This window comes from Micrococcales bacterium (assembly GCA_016703125.1).
Classification (GTDB): domain Bacteria; phylum Actinomycetota; class Actinomycetes; order S36-B12; family UBA10799; genus JADKAV01.
Window position 1 is genome coordinate 62,571 of the sequence record JADJCR010000011.1, and the last position, 18,500, is coordinate 81,070.

General features: G+C 67.7%; 20 protein-coding genes, 1 pseudogene and 1 riboswitch. Of the genes and pseudogenes, 10 read left to right on the forward strand and 11 right to left on the reverse strand.

Annotated elements, in window-relative coordinates:
- Window positions 1–4: 4 nt before the first annotated feature.
- The 8 genes and pseudogenes from IPG68_14555 to IPG68_14590 form a co-directional block, all read right to left on the reverse strand.
- Complete coding sequence (locus IPG68_14555; GenBank protein MBK6764403.1) at window positions 5–1,585, reverse strand: ATP-binding cassette domain-containing protein; 1,581 nt, start codon at window positions 1,583–1,585, stop codon at window positions 5–7.
- Window positions 1,582–2,634 carry an energy-coupling factor transporter transmembrane protein EcfT gene (locus IPG68_14560; GenBank protein MBK6764404.1) on the reverse strand — a complete coding sequence of 351 codons (1,053 nt, stop codon included), beginning with the start codon at window positions 2,632–2,634 and terminating at the stop codon, window positions 1,582–1,584. Before IPG68_14560 ends, IPG68_14555 begins: the two co-directional genes overlap by 4 nt.
- Window positions 2,631–3,437, reverse strand: coding sequence for a hypothetical protein (locus tag IPG68_14565; protein MBK6764405.1), 807 nt, complete (start codon window positions 3,435–3,437; stop codon window positions 2,631–2,633). The genes IPG68_14560 and IPG68_14565 overlap by 4 nt, the downstream gene beginning before the upstream one ends.
- Window positions 3,438–3,439: 2 nt before the next feature.
- Window positions 3,440–4,483 carry a terpene cyclase/mutase family protein gene (locus IPG68_14570; protein ID MBK6764406.1) on the reverse strand — a complete coding sequence of 348 codons (1,044 nt, stop codon included), beginning with the start codon at window positions 4,481–4,483 and terminating at the stop codon, window positions 3,440–3,442.
- Window positions 4,484–4,562: 79 nt separating this feature from the next.
- Window positions 4,563–4,692: riboswitch (cobalamin riboswitch) on the reverse strand.
- A 70-nt stretch (window positions 4,693–4,762) separates the two neighbouring features.
- Window positions 4,763–5,080: a hypothetical protein gene (locus IPG68_14575; protein ID MBK6764407.1), complete on the reverse strand. Its 318-nt coding sequence runs from the start codon at window positions 5,078–5,080 to the stop codon at window positions 4,763–4,765.
- Window positions 5,081–5,103: 23 nt separating this feature from the next.
- Window positions 5,104–5,286, reverse strand: a complete 183-nt coding sequence (locus tag IPG68_14580; GenBank protein MBK6764408.1) for a hypothetical protein — start codon at window positions 5,284–5,286, stop codon at window positions 5,104–5,106.
- Window positions 5,283–6,282, reverse strand: a pseudogene (locus IPG68_14585) (aldo/keto reductase family protein). Before IPG68_14585 ends, IPG68_14580 begins: the two are co-directional and overlap by 4 nt.
- A gap of 56 nt (window positions 6,283–6,338) precedes the next feature.
- A complete protein-coding gene (locus tag IPG68_14590) occupies window positions 6,339–6,950 on the reverse strand; it encodes a DUF3043 domain-containing protein (protein ID MBK6764409.1) in 612 nt (203 codons plus the stop codon).
- An 83-nt stretch (window positions 6,951–7,033) separates the two neighbouring features.
- On the opposite strand from IPG68_14590, the gene IPG68_14595 reads away from it, so the two are divergent.
- The 4 genes from IPG68_14595 to IPG68_14610 all read left to right on the forward strand — a co-directional run bounded on the left by IPG68_14595 (window position 7,034) and on the right by IPG68_14610 (window position 9,628).
- Complete coding sequence (locus IPG68_14595) at window positions 7,034–7,834, forward strand: PspA/IM30 family protein (GenBank protein ID MBK6764410.1); 801 nt, start codon at window positions 7,034–7,036, stop codon at window positions 7,832–7,834.
- A gap of 14 nt (window positions 7,835–7,848) precedes the next feature.
- Window positions 7,849–8,121 (forward strand): hypothetical protein, encoded by a 273-nt coding sequence (locus IPG68_14600; GenBank protein ID MBK6764411.1) that lies wholly within the window; start codon window positions 7,849–7,851, stop codon window positions 8,119–8,121.
- A gap of 62 nt (window positions 8,122–8,183) precedes the next feature.
- Window positions 8,184–9,068 (forward strand): zinc metalloprotease HtpX, encoded by an 885-nt coding sequence (htpX, locus tag IPG68_14605; protein MBK6764412.1) that lies wholly within the window; start codon window positions 8,184–8,186, stop codon window positions 9,066–9,068.
- Window positions 9,068–9,628 carry a hypothetical protein gene (locus tag IPG68_14610; protein ID MBK6764413.1) on the forward strand — a complete coding sequence of 187 codons (561 nt, stop codon included), beginning with the start codon at window positions 9,068–9,070 and terminating at the stop codon, window positions 9,626–9,628. The genes htpX and IPG68_14610 overlap by 1 nt, the downstream gene beginning before the upstream one ends.
- 127 nt (window positions 9,629–9,755) lie before the next feature.
- On the opposite strand, the gene nadA is transcribed toward IPG68_14610, so the two are convergent.
- Window positions 9,756–11,135 carry a quinolinate synthase NadA gene (gene nadA, locus IPG68_14615; protein ID MBK6764414.1) on the reverse strand — a complete coding sequence of 460 codons (1,380 nt, stop codon included), beginning with the start codon at window positions 11,133–11,135 and terminating at the stop codon, window positions 9,756–9,758.
- Here nadA and erpA point away from each other — a divergent pair.
- Both erpA and IPG68_14625 read left to right on the forward strand, forming a co-directional pair.
- The gene (gene erpA, locus IPG68_14620) at window positions 11,114–11,476 is read left to right on the forward strand and encodes an iron-sulfur cluster insertion protein ErpA (GenBank protein ID MBK6764415.1); all 363 of its coding nucleotides are present in this window, start codon (window positions 11,114–11,116) and stop codon (window positions 11,474–11,476) included. The genes nadA and erpA overlap by 22 nt on opposite strands.
- 4 nt (window positions 11,477–11,480) lie before the next feature.
- Window positions 11,481–12,098: a leucyl/phenylalanyl-tRNA--protein transferase gene (locus IPG68_14625; GenBank protein ID MBK6764416.1), complete on the forward strand. Its 618-nt coding sequence runs from the start codon at window positions 11,481–11,483 to the stop codon at window positions 12,096–12,098.
- On the opposite strand, the gene IPG68_14630 is transcribed toward IPG68_14625, so the two are convergent.
- Complete coding sequence (locus tag IPG68_14630) at window positions 12,085–12,309, reverse strand: sulfurtransferase TusA family protein (protein ID MBK6764417.1); 225 nt, start codon at window positions 12,307–12,309, stop codon at window positions 12,085–12,087. The two genes, IPG68_14625 and IPG68_14630, sit on opposite strands and share 14 nt — an antisense overlap.
- The gene (locus IPG68_14635) at window positions 12,306–13,382 is read right to left on the reverse strand and encodes an aminotransferase class V-fold PLP-dependent enzyme (protein MBK6764418.1); all 1,077 of its coding nucleotides are present in this window, start codon (window positions 13,380–13,382) and stop codon (window positions 12,306–12,308) included. Before IPG68_14635 ends, IPG68_14630 begins: the two co-directional genes overlap by 4 nt.
- Window positions 13,383–13,494: 112 nt before the next feature.
- Here IPG68_14635 and coxB point away from each other — a divergent pair, with 112 nt between their 5' ends.
- The 4 genes from coxB (at window position 13,495) to IPG68_14655 (ending at window position 17,995) form a co-directional block, all read left to right on the forward strand.
- Window positions 13,495–14,316: a cytochrome c oxidase subunit II gene (gene coxB / locus IPG68_14640; GenBank protein MBK6764419.1), complete on the forward strand. Its 822-nt coding sequence runs from the start codon at window positions 13,495–13,497 to the stop codon at window positions 14,314–14,316.
- Window positions 14,317–14,338: 22 nt separating this feature from the next.
- Window positions 14,339–16,036, forward strand: coding sequence for a cytochrome c oxidase subunit I (gene ctaD, locus IPG68_14645; protein ID MBK6764420.1), 1,698 nt, complete (start codon window positions 14,339–14,341; stop codon window positions 16,034–16,036).
- A 24-nt stretch (window positions 16,037–16,060) separates the two neighbouring features.
- On the forward strand, window positions 16,061–16,456 hold the full coding sequence (locus tag IPG68_14650) for a cytochrome c oxidase subunit 4 (GenBank protein ID MBK6764421.1): 396 nt from the start codon (window positions 16,061–16,063) through the stop codon (window positions 16,454–16,456).
- Window positions 16,457–16,633: 177 nt separating this feature from the next.
- Complete coding sequence (locus IPG68_14655) at window positions 16,634–17,995, forward strand: L,D-transpeptidase family protein (GenBank protein ID MBK6764422.1); 1,362 nt, start codon at window positions 16,634–16,636, stop codon at window positions 17,993–17,995.
- Window positions 17,996–18,500 lie beyond the last annotated feature (505 nt).

The following is an 18,500-nucleotide window of genomic DNA, read 5'->3' on the forward strand; positions in this document are numbered from 1 at the left end:
TGGCTCACAAGGCGCAGGCCTCCTCCACGGTCAGGACCGGCAGGGGCGCAAGCACCTTCTGTACCTGCGGGGCGAATGCCGGCGAAGAGGTGAGTGCGGTGCGTACATCTGCGTCGGTCACCACCTCGCCCTCGGCGAGCACGATCACGCGGTCCCCGATGACCGCCACCAGCTCGACGTCATGGGTGGCGACCAGGATGCTGCAGCCGGCGTCGGCCAGGGTGTTGAGCCAACGGCCGAACGCGACCTTGCCGGGGTAGTCCAGGCCACGGGTCGGTTCGTCGAGCAGGACGATCTCGGGGACCGTTGCCAATTGGATGGCCAGGGCCAGGGCCAGTTGCTGGCCTGCGGACAGGTCCCGGGGGTGGGTGTCCGGATCCACGGTGTCCAGCAGTTCCCGGAGGCGTGCCAGCGCGGATCCCGGGGCCTGGCCGGTGTCCCGGTCGGCAGCCTCACATTCTCGGTGCACGGAGTCGGTGTAGAACAGGTCGGTCGGGTCCTGCGGGACGTAGGCGATGTGCTGGAGCAGGTCCCGGCCCCGCAGGGCCGCGGGGTCGTCGGCACCGACGCGGACGCGCCCGCGATCGGGGACCATCGAACCGGCCAGCACATTGATCAGCGTGGACTTGCCCGCGCCGTTGCGGCCCATCAGTGCGGTGATCTGTCCGGACCGCAGACAGACCTGCACGTCTCTGAGCGCGTTGGCCGGCCCATAGGCCACATTTGCGTGGCTCACCGCGGCCACCTCCCGGTCGCCGAGTCGCCGCGGTGGTGGGGTGAACGCGGCCGTGCGCAGTTCGTAGGCCCGGCGCCGCGCCGAGCGCACGGACAGCGGCAGTGGGTGCCAGCCCAAGGCATGTCCGAGCCTTACCACGGGCGGCTGCAGTCCGTGGCCGGCCATCGCCGCGGCCGGTTCCTGCATGGCAGCCGTCCCGTCCTCGATGCCGATGATGTGGTCGGCGAATTCGACCACGCGCTCGAGCCGGTGCTCGGCCATGACCACGGTGACGGCCAGATCGTGCACGAGACGGGCGATGGCTGCCAGCACCTCCTCGGCAGCGGCCGGGTCCAGCGCGCTGGTGGGCTCGTCCAGCACGAGCACCGCGGGCCCCGCGGTGAGTGCTGCCCCGATGGCCACCCGCTGCTGCTCCCCGCCGGACAGGCTGTCGAGACTGCGCTGGCGCAACGGCACCAGCCCCAGGAGGTCGAGGGTCTCCTCCACGCGCCGGCGCATCACGTCGGGTGCGAAGCCCAGGGCCTCCATCGTGTAGGCCAGCTCATCCTCCACCGTGTCCGTGGTGAAGCCCGCGCGCGGGTTCTGGCCCACGGTCCCCACCACTCCGGCGAGATCCCGGGGAGCGTGGGTGCGGGTGTCCAGCCCGTTGACGCTCACCCGCCCGGTCAACGTGCCACCGGTGAAATGGGGGACCAGGCCGTTGATCATGTTCAGCAACGTGGACTTGCCCGAGCCGGTGCGTCCGATGACCAGTGCGAGATCGCCCTCCGGGATCAGCAGGTCGACGTCGCGCAGCACCGGCTGCTTGCCTTCCGCATGCTGGAAGGTGACGTGCTCGAAACGGATCATGCCGTCCTCCAGGCCAGCGGCGGTGGGGGCGTCAGTAGCGCCGGGAGTGCGGCCAGCACAATGGCCGCCGTGATGAGCGGCGGCAGGGTGGGCCATGCCAGCGGGATCGCGATGGTGTTTCCGGCCGCATTGACGGCAGCGAGTGCCGCGAGTATCCCGGTGGTCGCTGTCAGGGTCTCGGGCCACCGCCACGGATCGGGCCGGTACCGGGTGCGGGCGACGCGGTGCCCGGCCAGCAGGATCCCGCCCACAGCCATCCCCAGCCCGAGGAGGAGCAACAGCCAGCCCCACCCGGCCGCACCGAGAACGGCGAACAGCCCCAGCGCGATCCCGACCAGGCCCACGAGCACCAGGCCCGCCTGCACGGCCCGCTGTGTGCTGGTCGCCGAGGTGGTCCGGCCGTAGCCGCGGGTGTCCATCGCGGCGGCCAGGTTGATGGCGTCGTCCAGGGACGACTCCAGGACCGGCACCGCCGCCTCAGCAGCGGCGCGCAGGCCGTGTGTCGGGCGCCCGCGCAACCGGCGCGCCTGCATGACGCGGCGCACGTTGATCATGATGCGAGGGGCAAGCGACAGGGCCACGACGGCGGCCACCCCCACGTGGTACAGCGCCGGGGGCAGTGCCTTGAGCAGTCGCACCGGGCTGGCCAGGGAGTTGGCCGCGCCGACGCAGATCAACAGGGTGGCCAGTTGGGAGCCCTGAATCAGGGCGATGACGAGCATCTCCAAGGTCACCGGGCCACCGAGGGTCACCCCGGCCATCCATTCCGGCAGGGTCACGGACGGCACGGAGAAGAGGTACCGGACGCCGACCCGGACGCCGAAGAGGATGGCGAAGCCGACGCGGATCATCACCACCAGCATGGCCAGGCGCACGAACACCGTGAAAGCGCCGGCCCACTGTGCTTGCGGGCGTCTGGCGCTGACGACCAGCGTGACCACGGCGATGATCAGCCCGAGCAACAGCGGATTGGCGGTGCGGGTGGCAGCCGCGCCGAGCCCCAGTGCCCACAGCCACCAGGCGCCCGGGTGCAGCCAGCGGTGGTTCATCCCCGGCCCCTGCGCACGAGGATCGCCAGGCCCAGCAGAGCGGCGATCATGGTGACCCCGATCGCGGCGACCCAGGCCGGGGGGGAGCTGGTCGTGCTGGGCTCCGGGGCATCCGGCATTTCCAGGGCCACCGGACTCGGAACGCCGGACGAGGCCGCCGGTTTCTCCGACGGGGTCGGAGTCGGTGTGGGTGCATCGTCACGACCCGGCGCTGCTGTCACCGGCGGCACGACCTCGGCCGGTTCGGGCGCGACCTCCCGGCGTGGAGTGGGGGTGGTGACAGTGGGCGAAGCGGTAGGGCGCGCTGCAGTCTGGCCGGGACATTCCGTAGCGGGGAAGCCGTTGATCCCGCAGATCAGCCCGCTGCTGTGGAAGCGCAATGTGACCACGCGCTGCAGGACCTGCAGGCCGTTGTCCGTCGCGGGCACGATCACGCACGACACGGCGCGTGCGGGGGGCTGCTGTCCCACCGGCGCGATGCCGGCGGGTCCGTAGTCCAGCACGACCGCCAGTCGCTTCTGACCGGTCGGGGCTGCGGGCTGGCCCGGGCACAACTGGTCGTAACCACTCGCGGTGCCGGGCGCGGTGGCCTGAGAACCGTCCTTCGGCGATACGACGAATCGCCAGCCCTCGACCCCGCCGTCGGCGGGCACCCGGAACCCGGGACCCTGCGCGGAGTACGACCACTGCTCCCCGCCTGTCCAGTAGGACCAGTACCGATACGTGTCGGCGTGCGCGGGCAGCGGCATCTGCGCCAAGGCCACCACAGCCAGGGCGCAGATGCCGGACGCCAGACGTTGCATGACTACTGGCGCGTCTTCGCCAGACGAGCCACCAGGTTCATTCCCGCGAAGTCCTTCGGGCTCTTGCCGGTGGCATCGGCCACCAGGATCAGCATGGCAAGTGCGCCGGGGCTGTCGTCGCCGCTGGCGGTGATCCAGGTCTGCGCGTCCTTCTGCAGCGACTTCACCGTCACTCTCACGGCCTTGCGGCTGTTTCCGGCCTGAGCCAGGGCGAGCGCGGCCTGGGCGCTGCCCACGTGGTCGGTGCCAGGGTAGCCGCCCCCGTACGGCAGGGCGCCGCCGACGGACTCGAGGCGATCGCTCAGGTAGCCGCGTGCCGCCCTCGCCACCCGCTTGGGGCTGGCCTTCGAGGTGACGTCCTTGCACGTGCTGCGCGGCGCCTTGCGGACCAGCGGTTGTGCGGTCGGAAGTCGCAGACCCCCGCCGAGCACCCAGGCGGCCTGCGCCGTGGCGTTGTCGTTGACGTCCGTGGAACTGCTGTCGTAGCGAAGTCCGCCGGGGACCTCGCCGCTGGTGGGGCAGGGCACCTGCACGGCCGGCAGATATTTGCCGGACGGCTTCTTGCCCGTCAACCGCAGCGCGGCCAGAACCACCGCAGTCGAGTTCGTCTCGGAGGTCGCTGCCTGCGCCGGGTAGTATGCCCATCCGCCATCGGGGTTGACCCGCGCGACCAGCCAGGAGGCCGCTTTGCGCGCCTTCTTCTTGGCTCCGCTGTGCCACAGGGCCGCCACGGCCAGGGCCGTGGAATTGCTGTCCTGGCCGGCGAAGGTGACGGGGTCGGGCGCCGGGCAGGCGGTCCGGGTGTCAGACCGGTAGGCAGTGAACCCGCCGTCTGCGCACTGCTGCCGCTTCAGCCAGCGCAGCGCCGGTTTCGGGACGTCGCGCCCGGTCCCCTGCAGCGCGAGGATCGACAGCGACTGCCGGTACACACCGTCGTAGGTGGGGTCCCCGGTGCCGTACAGCCCGGCGTCGTCGGCGAGAGCCGGGCTGGCCGACAGCAGGACGGCTCCGGCCGTGGCACTGACGATCAGGGATTTGCGGATCACACGTACTCCTTCGTTCAAGCGGTCCGCACGGACCAATGCACGTGTGATCGCACACCGGCCGTCCGTAACCTCGACAGATATCGGGCCGTTTCCACTTGCCAGGTGCTCCGACTCTCCCTCCGCGAGGAGGGAACACGGTTGCGGGACAGCGCCGGATTCTCACCGGACTTCCCCTGGTTTCAGGTGGTAACGCGGGGCGGGTGCCCCACCGCCAGTGAACCATGCCGGGCGACGCTGGGAGCCCTCACCCTGGGTGTCGTCGACGGGAGAACGGTGTCCCTACTCGTCGGTGACGCTCCGCAACGCGCGTAGGGCGCTCATCGCCATCGCTTGCTTCGTCTTGGCCGCCTCGAGATCCGCGGCGATCTCGTCCACCTCGGCCTGCGCCGCCGACACCGCCGCGTCGGACTTCTGCCGGACGAAAGCGGCCTGTTCGGCGAACGGCGACGTGATCTTGTCCACCGCCTTGTCGCCGGTCTGCAGCATCTTCAGTTTCGTCTGCGCACTGGCGAGTTTGGCCTCCAGGTCGTCGACCTCTGCCTGTGTCTTGGAGACTGCGGCCTGAGCCTTGCTCACTGCGCTACTGGTGATCCCCATGCCTCCATGGTCCCACCAACGGGTCAGTGGCCGGGGCGCAGGCTCATGGGGCCGTACACCGCCCGCTGCTCCTCGTAGAGCGTCACGTCCTCCACCCCCTGAGCCAGCAGGTCCTGCCACTGCTCGCCGACCCAGGACTCCGCATCTGCCTGCGTCGGGAACGACGCAGACACCGCGCCTGTGCTGTAGCGCCAGTGGTAGCTCATGGCCGTGTCTCCGGGGAACGGGTGAGTCCGGGGTCCCGGAAGACAACGTCGCCGAGTGCCTCGTCGATGGCGCGCATGGTGTCCTCGTCGAGGACCACGCCGCTGGCCTTCACGTTGTCGGCCACCTGCTCGGGCCGGGTCGCCCCGATGATGGCCGCACTCACCGAGTGGTTCTGCAGCACCCACGCCAGGGCAAGCTGTGCCATGGTCAATCCGTGGTCGGAGGCGATCGGCCGCAGCCGTTGCACCGCCATGAGGATCTCGTCACCCATGAGCCGCTTGATGAAGTTGGAGCCCTGCGGATCCGTGGCGCGTGAGCCCTCCGGCGGGGGTTGACCCGGAAGGTACTTGCCGCTGAGCACGCCCCTGGGCCATCGGTGACCACACGATCTGCCCGATGCCGTAGGTGTCGCAGGTGGGGAGCACGCGCTCCTCAATGACGCGGTACAGCATGCTGTACTGCGGCTGGTTGGAGATGATCCGGTCGAAGCCCATCTTCTCGGCGACCTCCACGGCCGCCTCGATCTCCTCGGCGCGCCACTCCGAAACCCCTACGTAGAGGACCTTGCCGGCGCGCACGAGGTCGTCGAACGCCCGCAGCGTTTCCTCGAGCGGGGTTTCGTAGTCGAAGCGGTGGGCCTGGTACAGGTCGACGTAGTCGACGCCGAGGCGGCGCAGGGAGGCGTTGCACGCCTCGGTGATGTGCTTGCGCGACAGACCGCGGTCGTTCCTGCCCGGTCCGGTGGGCCAGTACACCTTGGTGAGGATCTCCAGGCCCTCCCGGCGCTGGCCCTTGAGCGCGCGACCGAGAACGGCCTCGGCGCGCGTCCCCGCGTAGATGTCGGCGGTGTCGAAGGTGGTGATGCCGGCGTCCAGCGCGGCGGTGACGCACCCCAGCGCAGCCTCCTCCTCGATCTGGCCCGCGTGCGTTATCCAGTTGCCGAGGGCCATCTCGCTGATCATCAGACCGCTGTCGCCCAGATATCGATGCTGCATCGTCACCTCTTCCGTGCCGGATACGTTCCCCGCCGGGCGGTCTCATCCCGGCCGGGCTACTTCTTCTTCGGCTCCACTGGCCTACCGCCCGCTTTCACCTTGGGAGGCGGCAGCCGCAGTCGCCGGATCTGCAGGGCCCGCATTGCCCCGTAGAACAGCGCGCCCTTTCGTTCGGCCGGGTCCGGGAACTCCCTCTTGAGCATGGAGTTCAGGCGCATCACGACGATCGTCATGTCCACGACGAGCAGCAACAGCATGAGGAACCAGATGAAGGAAACGATCACCTGGATCTGGGGGTTGCGGAACAGCCCGACCACGAGGACCACCACAGCCACCGGGATGAAGTACTCCGCGAGTGTGCGCCGGCCGTCGACGTAGTCACGCACCGCCCGCCGGACAGGCCCGGCGTCGCGGGGGGGCAGTGCGCGTTCGTCGCCGGCCACGAGCGCCTCCCTGGCTGCGACGCGCGCCTGGCGCGACTGCTCACGCTCGAGCTTGCGGCGGGCCTTGGGGTCCGACGGTCCTTTGAGAGCAGCGCGGCGGGCGGCTTCGGCCTCCCTGCGCGTGGGCGTCGGGCGTCCCTTGCCGGCATCCGAGTGCGCTGCCGCGGGCTGTGCGGAGTCGGCGTGCTCCTCGGTGTCGGCAGCCTTCTTGCCCAGTCCGAACATGGCAGCCACTGTACGACGGATGCGCCATCGGCACCCGACCCCCTAGGCTGACGTACAGGTTCCGGCGAAGGAGGAAATCCGGTATGGGGATGTGGAAGCGCTTCACGATGATCTTCAAGTCCAAGGCCAACAAGGCACTGGACCGGGCTGAGGATCCACGCGAGACCTTGGATTACTCCTACGAGAAGCAGTTGGAGTTGCTGCAGAAGGTCCGGCGGGGTGTGGCTGATGTGGCCACCTCCCGCAAGCGGCTGGAACTGCAGATCGGCCAGTTGGACCAGCAGTCGGCCAAACTCGAGACGCAGGCGAAGGCGGCGCTGGGCGGCGGCCGGGAGGACCTCGCCCGCGAGGCGCTGACCCGGCGCAGCGGCCTCACGGTGCAGTTGAACGACCTGCATGGGCAGTTGGCCACCCTGCAGGACCAGGAGGAGAAGCTCACGCAGGCCTCCCAGCGGCTGCAGGCCAAGGTCGAGGCCTTCCGCACGAAGAAGGAGACGATCAAGGCCACCTACTCGGCCGCGGAGGCGCAGACCAAGATCAACGAGGCCTTCTCGGGCATCTCCGAGGAGCTCGGGGACGTCGGGATGGCCATCCAGCGCGCCGAGGACAAGACGCAGTCGATGCAGGCGCGCGCCGGAGCCATCGACGAACTCATGGCCTCGGGCGCCCTTGAGGACGCCACGGGCACCGGCAAGGACTCGATCACTGCCGAACTCGAGCGGATGGCCAGCACGAGCGAGGTCGAGGACACGTTGGCGGCGATGAAGGCCGAGTTGTCCGGCGGCTCCGCCCCGCAGGCGGTGGAGGCCCCGACCACCCCAGCGGTGGAGTCCGGTTCCGCGCCGGCGGCCGAGCAGCCCAAACCCGCGACTGACGAGAACTGAGCGGAGGTGCCGCGATGATCGTGCGGATCATGGGGGAGGGACAGTACGAACTGTCCGATGACGCCCTCGAACGCCTGAACGAACTCGATGACGCCCTCGAGGCCGCGCTGGACGACGAAGCGGGTTTCCCGGCCGCCCTGGCTGCGCTTCTCGACAGCGTGCGTGCCGTCGGCACCCGCCTCCCGGACGAGGAACTCGTGGAGTCCTCGGTGATCCTGCCGGCCGCCGAGTCGTCAGCCCAGGAAGTGCGGGGCATGCTCACAGATGAGGGCCTGATTCCCGACTGATTCTGCTGACGGCGCACGTCGCAGCCGTGGGCCGCGGCCACGATGCATGCCAGACTTGTGACATGAAGTCCCGCTATGCCTCGGACAAGGGCCTCGGCGCCCGTATGGTCGGCACGATGTTCCTGCTCGGCCTGCTCTACGTCGGCTTCATTGCCGCCCTGATCGCCATCGGTCTGAACGCCGCCTTCGTGCTGGTGCTGGCCGTGGGGCTGCTGTTCGCACAATGGTTCTTTTCCGACACCATCGCGCTGCACTCGATGGGTGCGGTCGAGGTCAGCCCCGAGCAGGCTCCCATGCTGCACGGCATCATCGACCGTCTGTGCGCGATGGCGGAGATGCCGAAGCCGCGGGTGGCCATCGCGGACGTGGACATGCCCAACGCCTTTGCCACCGGACGCAGCCCGAACCGTGCGGTGGTGTGTGTGACCACCGGACTGCTGCGGCGCCTCGACGAGGAGGAGCTCGAGGGCGTGCTGTCACACGAGTTGTCCCACGTCGCCCACCGGGACGTGCTCGTCATGACGATCGCCTCGGTGGCCGGTGTGGCGGCCGGCTTCCTCACCAGGATGGCGATGTGGGGCGGCCTCACCAACCGCAAGGAGTCCGCCCTGGTGGGGCTCGCGATCATTGCGGTCAGCATGCTCGTGTACGCGGTGAGTTTCGTGCTCACCCGCATGCTGTCGCGGTACCGAGAACTCGGCGCCGACCGTGCCGGTGCCCTGCTGACGGGCCGGCCGAGCGCACTGGCCTCCGCTCTGCAGAAGGTCAGCGGCGACATCGCCGCCATCCCGACGCGCGACCTGCGCAAGGCGGAGCCGTTCAACGCGTTCTTCTTCGCACCGGCCCTGTCGGGTGGGACCAGCCTCGCGGCGCTGTTCGCCACGCATCCGCCGCTGGAGAAGCGCCTGGAGCAACTGGCGAAGATCTCCTCGCAGTTGGGCACCTGATGGGGCTGTTCGACTCCATCATGGGGCGCAGCAAGCCGCCCAAGCCCAATCTGGACCAGTTGTTCGGTATCCCCTCGGCGGCGATCACCCTGCAGGCCAGCCTCGGCGCCGAGCCGACCGGTGAGGGGTCGGTGGCATTCCGTGCTCCTGAGGGCAAGGCGTTCGCCGATGTGGTCGCGGATGTACGACAACTGCTCACAATGACCTCCGATCCCGATCTCCAGGTGGTCCAGGACAGCTACGGCTACACGTGGATCACGGTGCGGGCTGCGGACGTCGCCGATGTGGTCAACGGCCTGCACGCCGTCAACGTCTCCATCCAGGACGCCGGCTTCGGTCCGCAGTTGTTGTGTTCCCTGGTGGGCTTCCGGCGCAACGAGCAGCGGTTCGGGCTGGTCTACCTGTACAAGCGCGGCAGTTTCTACCCGTTCGCGCCGTTGGGGGAGCCGCGGCGGGACTCCCTGCTGGAGTTGCAGCTCAAAGACCTGCTGGCCGACGACCTGGCCGTCGAGCAGGACCTGACCCGCTGGTTCCCGGTGTGGGGCGCGCCGGGGCTGTAGGTGCGGCCCTGCCCCGGCGTTGGAGTTCGTTCTCCGCGTTGGAGAACACACGCGTGGGTCCTCCAACCTCATGCACCACCTCCAACACGAGCGGGGTGGCGGGGGATCGGGGTATGGCCCGGCCACCTCAGTCGCGCGGCAGGGCACCCACTCCGGGCAGCGCAAGCATCCGGTCGAGCGCCACACGTGCCCAACGGGCGGTGTCGGGATCCACGACGATGCGGTTGACCACACGGTCCTCGGCCAGGCTCTCCAGGGCCCAGACCAGGTGCGGCAGGTCGATGCGGTTCATCGTCGAGCAGTAGCAGATCGTCCGGTCCAGGAACATGATCTGTTTGTCGGGATGCTGCGACGCGAGTCTGCGCACGAGGTTGAGCTCGGTGCCTATCGCCCAAGAACTTCCGGGGGCCGCGGACTGCAGCGTCTTGACGATGTATTCGGTGGAACCCACGAAGTCGGCCTTCAGTACTACCTCATGGCGACACTCAGGGTGAACTAGAACGTTAACATCGGGTGCTTTTGCCCTGATTTCGTCGACACTGTCCTCGGTGAATCGCCCGTGCACGCTGCAATGGCCGCGCCAGAGGATCATGCGAGCCCGATCCAGCTCGGCCGGCGTCAGACCACCGCCGGGCCGGTGTGGGTCGAACACGACGCAGTCGTCCAGACTCAGGCCCAGTTCCAGGACCGCGGTGTTGCGGCCGAGGTGCTGATCGGGCAGGAACAGGACCTTCTCACCCTGTTCGAAGGCCCAGCGCAGCGACTGGGCGGCGTTGCTCGAGGTGCAGATCGTCCCACCGTGTTCGCCCGTGAAGGCCTTTATCGCAGCCGTACTGTTCATGTAGGTGACCGGCACGGTCACCTCGGCGACACCGGCCGCCTCCAAGGTGCGCCAGGCCGCCTGCACCTGGTCGGCCGCGGCCATGTCCGCCATCGAGCAGCCGGCTGCCATGTCGGGCAGGACCACGATCTGGTCCGCCGACGTCAGGATGTCGGCACTCTCGGCCATGAAGTGCACGCCGCAGAACACGATGAACTCGCTCTCGGGTCGCGCCGCGGCCTGCTGGGCCAGTTTGAAGGAATCGCCGGTGACGTCGGCGAATGCGATCACCTCGTCGCGCTGGTAATGGTGCCCGAGGATGAAGGCACGATCACCGAGCGCGGCCTTGGCCGCTTGAGCCCGTGCCACGAGATCCGGATCGCTGGGGGCGGGCAGATCACCAGGACAGTCCACTCCGCGCTCGCTGAACGCGTCGCTGCCCTCGCCGAGGAGCAGCAGGAGCGGGGAGGGCTCAGGTTCGGTGAAGGTGTTGGACACGTACCAATGGTGGCACGCACCGGCCGTCAGTGGCGACCGGCGTTTGCGCCCGGCGAACACCACGGCGTCCCCAGCCCGAAGTCCGCTCGAGCGGTTCTGTGGCACTATGGAATACGACCACGCCGCCACCGGTTGACGTGGACGAGCCTTCGAAAGGAATCGCTTAGATGAGCACTGAGACGACCACATCGGAATCCGCGACCACGAGCGGCGTCACGCTGACCGAGGCCGCTTCCTCCAAGGTGGCGACCCTGCTCGCGCAGGAAGGTCGTGAGGACCTGGCCCTGCGGATCGCGGTTCAGCCCGGCGGTTGCTCCGGCCTGCGGTACCAACTCTTCTTCGACGAGCGGACCCTGGACGGCGACACCCGCATCGACTTCGACGGGGTGACCGTCGTGGTGGATCGCATGAGTACGCCGTACCTGGGCGGCGCGACGATCGACTTCGTGGACCAGATCGACAAGCAGGGCTTCACCATCGACAACCCGAACGCCACCGGGTCCTGCGCCTGCGGCGACTCATTCCACTGAGCCGCTGACCGTGGTCAGCGAGAAGCGTGAACTCGTCGGCTTCTCGAAGACCATCACCGCGGACGACATGCTCGCCGGCTACCGGCGAGGTCTGTTCCCCATGTCCTACTGGGGGCTGATGTACCAGTGGTGGTCCCCGGACCCTCGTGGCGTGCTGCCGCTGGGCAACCTGCGGATCGCCCGCAGCCTGCGCAAGAGCATCCGCAGGTACCGGACGTCCTTCGACACCGACTTCGCTGCGGTGGTCGCCGCGTGCTCGGATCCTGATCGCCCAGGCGGCTGGATCGACCCCGGACTGGAGAAGGCCTACCTCGACCTGCACGAGCGGGGATTGGCCCACAGTGTCGAGACGCGCAACGCCTCCGGAACCCTCGTGGGCGGCCTGTTCGGGGTCAACATCGGGGGGTTCTTCGCCGGGGAGTCCATGTTCCACACCGCCGTGGACGCCTCGAAAGTCGCTCTGGTGAGCCTGGTCGACCGCCTGGGTGCCGCCGGATCTCCGATCCTGGTGGACACGCAGTGGCGCACCGAACATCTGGCGTCCCTGGGAGTGGTCGAGATCCGCCGCAGCGAGTACCTGCAGCTTCTGGCGGCCGCCCTCGCGCGGCCTAACGTGCTGTGACGACCGTCAGCCGCCAGAAACCGTCCTCCTCGCGCACCTCGCGCAACTCCGAGCCTGTCATCCGGCACCAGGCCGGCACGTCAGTGAGCGCCACCGGATCATCGGCCAGCAGCCCGACCTCCGTACCGCCGGCGGCCAGGCGGGCAGCCTTCGCCAGGGCGATGACCGGGTAGGGGCAGCGCGTGCCCCGGGCATCCACCTCGACGCTCACAGGTCCAACGTTCCCATCTGGGCACGCACCTCGGTGACCACGGCCACCAAGGCGTCGACGAACCCCGCGGCCACCGCGTCATCGATCTGCGGGGTCAGCCCCAGGCGCACGTTGCCGCTGGTGAACCCGCCCACGGCGGCCAGGACGTGGCTGGGCTGTCCGGCGCGAGAGGCGCACGCAGACCCGCTGCCCACCGCGTAGCCGAGGGCGTCCAGACGTGTCTGCACGGCCTCGGCATCGACGTAGAGGATCGAGATGCTCAGGATGTGGGGCAGGTGGCCGTCCGAGCCGCCCCTGACCTCCAGGCCGGTGATCCCGTCCCGCACACCGGCGGCGATGCGGGCGGTGCACTCGCGGACCCGGTCCACAGCGTCGGGGGCGGCGCGCATCCAGTGCTCGGCGGTGAGGCCCGCGACGACTGCCGACGGCACGTTGTCGAACGGATGCGGTGCCCGGCGCGCCGCCCGGGAACACACGGCGACCGCCCCACCTACCCCGGACCAGGTGCGGGCGTCGAGGATCAGCCGGTCCCACGACGCCGGCAGCGGCACCCAGCCCCACGCGGTGGAGGCGTCGAGCACCACCGACGAGCCAGTGCGCTGCACCCAGGGGCCCAGATCTGCCTGCAACACACCGATCTCCTGGTTGCCCACGGCGGTCACCAGCACGCACGGGGACGGCAGCGTGTCCAGGCCTCGAGCCTGCACACGGCCCTCGGTGTCGACGTCGACGGTGTGGTGTGACAGCCCGTGGCTGCGGGCGGCGGCCGAACTGGCGTCCTGCAGGATCAGACTGTCCGCCGCTGTCGTGGCCACACACGCCGCGCCGGGGGGCAGATCGTCGATGGCCGAGACGACCGCGGAGGCGGGATCGGGAGTGAACCAGGCGCTGCGGGCGCCCGCCAGCTGCGCCACCGTCGTGGCGCTCTGCTCGAGCAGCGCCGACGCGGTCTTCCCCTCGTGGTAGCCGGCCGTCGGAACGGCCCAGGCGCGGCGGATTGCTGCGTCCAGCCACCGAGCGGTCCGGTCGCTCACCGGACGTGAAACCGCGCAATCCAGGGCGAATCGCGACATGTCGAGACGGTACCGCCCCTCGCGCCTTTACTGCCGCGGTGGTTGCGCTAGTGTCTGGCGAGTGAGACCTTGCACGCTCCCACGCGTGCCGCGGACGGCTGGGAAGGGTTCGATGACTCGACAAGCAGCACAGGGGCGTCACCGGCGGGTAGCCGTCGTGGCGCTGGGCAGCGCTTCGGCGCTGCTGCTGGCCGGGTGCTCGCAGGGCACCGTGGACGACTGGAAGCGGTTCGGATACCCCGACCCGGCGACCGAACAGGGCGACACGATGTTGCGCCTGTGGACCGGATCCTGGATCGCCGCCCTCGCGGTGGCCTTCCTCGTCTGGGGCTTGATCATCTGGTCGATCATCGTCTACCGGCGCCGCCACGCTGACGAGCCGGCGCCGGACCAGGTCCGCTACAACCTGCCGATGGAGATCATGTACACGGTGGTGCCGTTGATCATGATCGGCGGCATGTTCTTCTTCACCGTTCGGGACCAGTCGCAGATCACCAAGGTGGAGAACAACCAGGATGTCACCATCGGTGCGGTCGGGTTCCGCTGGTCGTGGAACTTCAACTACGTGGACCAGAACACCTACGAGATCGGCACGCCGGGGCAGGACCCGGTGCTCTACCTCCCGGTCAACCAGAAAGTGAAGTTCGAACTCACCTCGCCTGACGTGATCCACTCCTTCTGGGTGCCGGCGTTCCTCTTCAAGATGGATGTGATCCCTGGTCGTACGAACACGTTCGAGGTCACCCCCAACAAGGAGGGCACCTTCGCGGGCAAGTGCGCGGAATTGTGCGGTGTGGACCACTCGCGGATGCTGTTCAGCGTGAAGGTGGTCAGCCAGGCGGAGTTCGACGCGCACATGCAGGAATTGCGCGCCAAGGGGCAATTCGGCCAGTTGACCAGTGGTAGGACGACCGAAGCGGCACAAGGAGTCTGACGTGGCGATCATTGACGAACCCATCACACCGACTTCCGACGAGGTCAACGCCAAACTGCAGGCGAGGGCCGACGCAAAGGCTCAGCGCCGCTCCGGCTGGGGACAGACCGTCGTCAAGTGGGTGACCTCCACCGACCACAAGATCATCGGGCAGTTGTACCTGATCACGTCGTTCGTGTTCTTCCTCATCGCTGGACTGCTGGCGCTGGGCATGCGCGCAGAACTGGCTGAGCCGGGCATGCAGTTGATGTCGAACGCCCAGTACAACCAGTCGTTCACGATGCACGGCACGATCATGCTGTTCCTGTTCGCGACGCCACTGTTCGTCGGGTTCGGCAACGTGATCATGCCTTTGCAGATCGGGGCCCCGGATGTGGCGTTCCCGCGACTGAACATGTTCTCGTACTGGCTGTTCTTCTTCGGCGGGCTCACCGCCTCGTTGAGTTTCTTGGTGCCCAGCGGCGCCGCGGACTTCGGTTGGTTCGCCTACCAGCCGCTGAGCAGCCTGGAGTTCACCCCGTCCGCGGGCGCCGACATGTGGTACCTCGGTCTGGCCATGGGTGGCCTCGGCACGATCCTGGGGTCGGTCAACTTCCTCACCACGATCTATACGATGCGGGCCCCGGGCATGACCATGTTCCGGATGCCGATCTTCACCTGGACAGTCCTGGTCACCTCCGTGCTGGTGCTGATGGTCTTCCCGGTGCTGGCGGCGGCCCTGCTCGTGGCGTTCATCGACCGCGAGTTCGGCACGGTGGTGTTCGACGCCGCGAACGGCGGGGCGATCCTCTGGCAGCACTTGTTCTGGTTCTTCGGCCACCCCGAGGTCTACGTGCTGGCACTGCCTTTCTTCGGCATCACCAGTGAGGTCCTGCCCGTCTTCAGCCGCAAGCCGATCTTCGGGTACAAGGGTCTGGTCTTCGCCACACTGGCCATCGGTGCGTTGTCGATGGCGGTCTGGGCGCACCACATGTATGTGACCGGTGCCGTGTTGCTGCCGTTCTTCGCCTTCATGACCATGCTCATCGCAGTGCCTACCGGTGTGAAGTTCTTCAACTGGGTGGGCACCATGTGGGGCGGCTCGATCACCTTCGAGACACCCATGCTGTTCACCCTGGGTTTCTTGATCACCTTCCTCTTCGGCGGGGTGACCGGCGTCATGCTCGCCAGCCCGCCGCTGGACTTCCAGTTGTCCGACAGCTACTTCGTGGTGGCGCACTTCCACTACACGGTGTTCGGCACGGTGGTGTTCGTCATGTTCGCCGGGTTCTACTACTGGTGGCCGAAGATGACCGGCAAGATGCTCGACGAGCGGATCGGCAAGATCCACTTCTGGTTGCTGTTCTGGGGCTTCCAGATCACCTTCCTTGTGCAGCACTGGCTGGGCACGCAGGGAATGCCCCGCCGCTACGCCGACTACCTTCCTGACGAGGGCTTCACGCTGCTGAACCAGGTCTCGTCGTTCGGGGCGCTGATCCTGGGGATCTCGACGCTGTTGTTCCTGTACAACGTCTACAAGACCTGGCGGTTCGCCCCCAACGTCACCACGGACGACCCGTGGGGCTGGGGCGCCTCGCTGGAGTGGGCCACCAGTTGCCCACCCCCGCGGCACAACTTCGTGTCCCTGCCGCCCATCCGCTCGGAGCGCCCGGCGTTCGACCTCCACCATGCGGAGGTCGAGGATTGCTCTCGCAGACAGTCGACAAACTGCGGGCGCTGACGCCGGCCGGAAGGGAGTCGAGCAGTGAAGCACGCCGGATACATCTTCGGCCTGGGCACTGTCTTCTTCGGCGTTGTGTCCGTCGTGTACGGCGTCTGGTCGCGGGACTGGGCAGGGACCACTGCGCTGGCCTTCACCGGCTTCATGACCGCCCTGGTGGCCTTCTACTCGCTGTACACGGCCCGGCGACTCGACAGCCGTCCGGAGGACGACAAGGTCGCGAACCAGGAGGAAGGGGATCCCGATTACGGCTTCTTCAGCCCGCAGTCGTGGTGGCCGCTGCCCATGGGCTTCAGCGCCATGTTGATCGCCCTGGGGCTGATCTTCGCGACCTGGCTGATGCTGGCAGGTGTGGTCTTCTTGATGTTGAGCATCATTGGACTGGTTTTCGAGTACTACCGCCGGGACTTCGCCCACTGAGGCTCGCACAGCGCGCCGTGGACTCTCGCAAGGGTGACATGGCTCACGCACGCGCCGCCGATCAGGTGGTTTAGAAAGAGACGCCTGCGTGGCACACTGGAATGAGTCGGCGTGTCAGCCGTCCAGAAGGGCGTGCATACGCCAGGATCGACAAAAGATCGTTGCGAGGTTTCTTTGATGACAGTGAAGCGTAATGTTGCCGTTGCCGGAGCTGCTGCCACGGCGTTGCTGGTCGCTGGCTGCGGCCCGACGCTCATCGCGCGCAGCCAGGCCCCAGGCGAACAGGCCGCGGTGTCCATGCAGATCCTGCCGTCGGTGGACCGCAAGGCTCCCGTGAACCAGCCCATCGTGGTGGTGGCGGAGGACGGCACCCTGGCCGACGTGACGGTCAACGGCCCCAAGGGCCTCCTCAAGGGGTCGTACAACGCCGAACGCAACACCTGGACCTCGAAGGCCAAGACGCTGGACTTCGGCGCCAAGTACACCGTGGCGGCCACCGCCACCAACAGTTCCGGCGCGCCCACCACGATCGACCGGAACATCAAGACCGTGAACCCGCAGACCCTCGTGAACATCAGCACGGTGTCCGTCGCTGACAACGTGACCGTCGGTGTCGGCATGCCGGTCCGGGTGACCTTCGACGCGCCGGTGAAGAACAAGAAGGCCGTCGAAGAGCAGCTGCAGGTGAAGACCTCGCAGGCCGTGACCGGGGCTTGGGCGTGGGAGTCCGACCAGGTGGTTGTGTTCCGCCCGAAGAAGTACTGGCCGGCCAACACGAAGATCGAGGTCTCGATGCCCCTGAAGGGGATCAAGACCGGTCCTGGTGCCTACGGCGCGGAGAACCGGGCGGTGTCCTACAAGACCGGCGACTCCATGGTGTCCACCTACAACGCTTACAATCACACCACGACCGTGAAGAAGAACGGCAAGGTCGTCAAGACCTTCCCGGCGACCAGCGGCAAGCCCGGTTTCGAGACCCGGCAGGGCATCAAGGTCATCACCGAGAAGCTCGACTTCGTGGTGATGGACGCGGCGACCGGTGGGACGTCGAAGGATGACCCCGAGTACTACCGCCTCGACGTGAACTGGGCGATGCGGATCACGAATTCCGGGGAGTTCGTCCACGCGGCCCCGTGGTCGGTCGGATCCCAGGGTTATGCCAACGTCAGCCACGGATGTGTCGGCTTGAGCACTGACAACGCGTACTGGCTGTTCCAGAACTCACGGGTGGGCGACGTCATCGTGGTCAAGAACACCGGTCGGGAGCAGGACCTGGGCAACGGCATCACCGAGTGGAACGTGGCCTGGAAGGACTGGCTGAAGGACTCCAAGACCGGCCCTGTGCAGACCGACACGACCGGTACCCTGCCGCTTGAGCCCTGTCGCGGGACGAGCCGGGACTGGATGGCGTTCCTTGCTGCAGCCGGGTCGTCGGCCCAGAAGGACAACGAGGTGAATCTCCTGCGGCCTGCGGGCGGTCAACTCGGTGCCGGGTCGCAGGTGCACGTTGACCTGGCCGACACCGCGATGAACAGGTGATCCTTCTCCTCGATCTGGACGACCTGGGGTGCTGGTCGTGAGGGAATCGATGTGCTGGACCGGGACGTGCACGTCGATGGCGTGACAGTTGCGGAGCGGACCCTCGCCGACTCCACGGGGTGGGGAAGCCCGATGAGTCCGGCCAGGTAGCCGAACATCCAGGCCTCCACTACGAGCAGCACCGCGGCCAGTCCCAGCTGCTAAGGAACTGGACCGCGACCATCTCCAGCCCCGAGGCGCATATCCAGCTGTAGTTCGCGACCCGGACCAGTTCGACGTGGCCGAAACACACGGGGTTCCCGGTTCTGCGTGGTCGGGCTTGCGCGCCAGCCAGCAGTAGATCCGCGGCCGAAGTCCGTCGGGCGCTGCCACACGGTCACCTGTTTAGCCCAGGCTTTCGGTAGCACAGGTGGGTTGATCCGGTAGCAGGCGTGGGTGTATCCGGTAGCGCAATGCGCTGCTCAAGGATTGCTTTCATCGGCAGCCAAGGGATGGTTGCGGCGGA

What these genes read in the sequence shown, in the direction of transcription:
- IPG68_14555 (MBK6764403.1), bottom strand. Translation starts at nt 1,585, where the DNA reads ATGATCCGTTTCGAGCACGTCACCTTCCAGCATGCGGAAGGCAAGCAG.
- IPG68_14580 (MBK6764408.1), bottom strand. Translation starts at nt 5,286, where the DNA reads ATGAGCTACCACTGGCGCTACAGCACAGGCGCGGTGTCTGCGTCGTTC.
- IPG68_14600 (MBK6764411.1), top strand. Translation starts at nt 7,849, where the DNA reads ATGATCGTGCGGATCATGGGGGAGGGACAGTACGAACTGTCCGATGAC.
- erpA (MBK6764415.1), top strand. Translation starts at nt 11,114, where the DNA reads ATGAGCACTGAGACGACCACATCGGAATCCGCGACCACGAGCGGCGTC.
- IPG68_14565 (MBK6764405.1), bottom strand. Translation starts at nt 3,437, where the DNA reads ATGCAACGTCTGGCGTCCGGCATCTGCGCCCTGGCTGTGGTGGCCTTG.
- htpX (MBK6764412.1), top strand. Translation starts at nt 8,184, where the DNA reads ATGAAGTCCCGCTATGCCTCGGACAAGGGCCTCGGCGCCCGTATGGTC.
- IPG68_14655 (MBK6764422.1), top strand. Translation starts at nt 16,634, where the DNA reads ATGACAGTGAAGCGTAATGTTGCCGTTGCCGGAGCTGCTGCCACGGCG.
- IPG68_14595 (MBK6764410.1), top strand. Translation starts at nt 7,034, where the DNA reads ATGGGGATGTGGAAGCGCTTCACGATGATCTTCAAGTCCAAGGCCAAC.
- IPG68_14590 (MBK6764409.1), bottom strand. Translation starts at nt 6,950, where the DNA reads ATGTTCGGACTGGGCAAGAAGGCTGCCGACACCGAGGAGCACGCCGAC.
- coxB (MBK6764419.1), top strand. Translation starts at nt 13,495, where the DNA reads ATGACTCGACAAGCAGCACAGGGGCGTCACCGGCGGGTAGCCGTCGTG.
- IPG68_14575 (MBK6764407.1), bottom strand. Translation starts at nt 5,080, where the DNA reads ATGGGGATCACCAGTAGCGCAGTGAGCAAGGCTCAGGCCGCAGTCTCC.
- IPG68_14560 (MBK6764404.1), bottom strand. Translation starts at nt 2,634, where the DNA reads ATGAACCACCGCTGGCTGCACCCGGGCGCCTGGTGGCTGTGGGCACTG.
- nadA (MBK6764414.1), bottom strand. Translation starts at nt 11,135, where the DNA reads ATGTGGTCGTCTCAGTGCTCATCTAAGCGATTCCTTTCGAAGGCTCGT.
- IPG68_14610 (MBK6764413.1), top strand. Translation starts at nt 9,068, where the DNA reads ATGGGGCTGTTCGACTCCATCATGGGGCGCAGCAAGCCGCCCAAGCCC.
- IPG68_14635 (MBK6764418.1), bottom strand. Translation starts at nt 13,382, where the DNA reads ATGTCGCGATTCGCCCTGGATTGCGCGGTTTCACGTCCGGTGAGCGAC.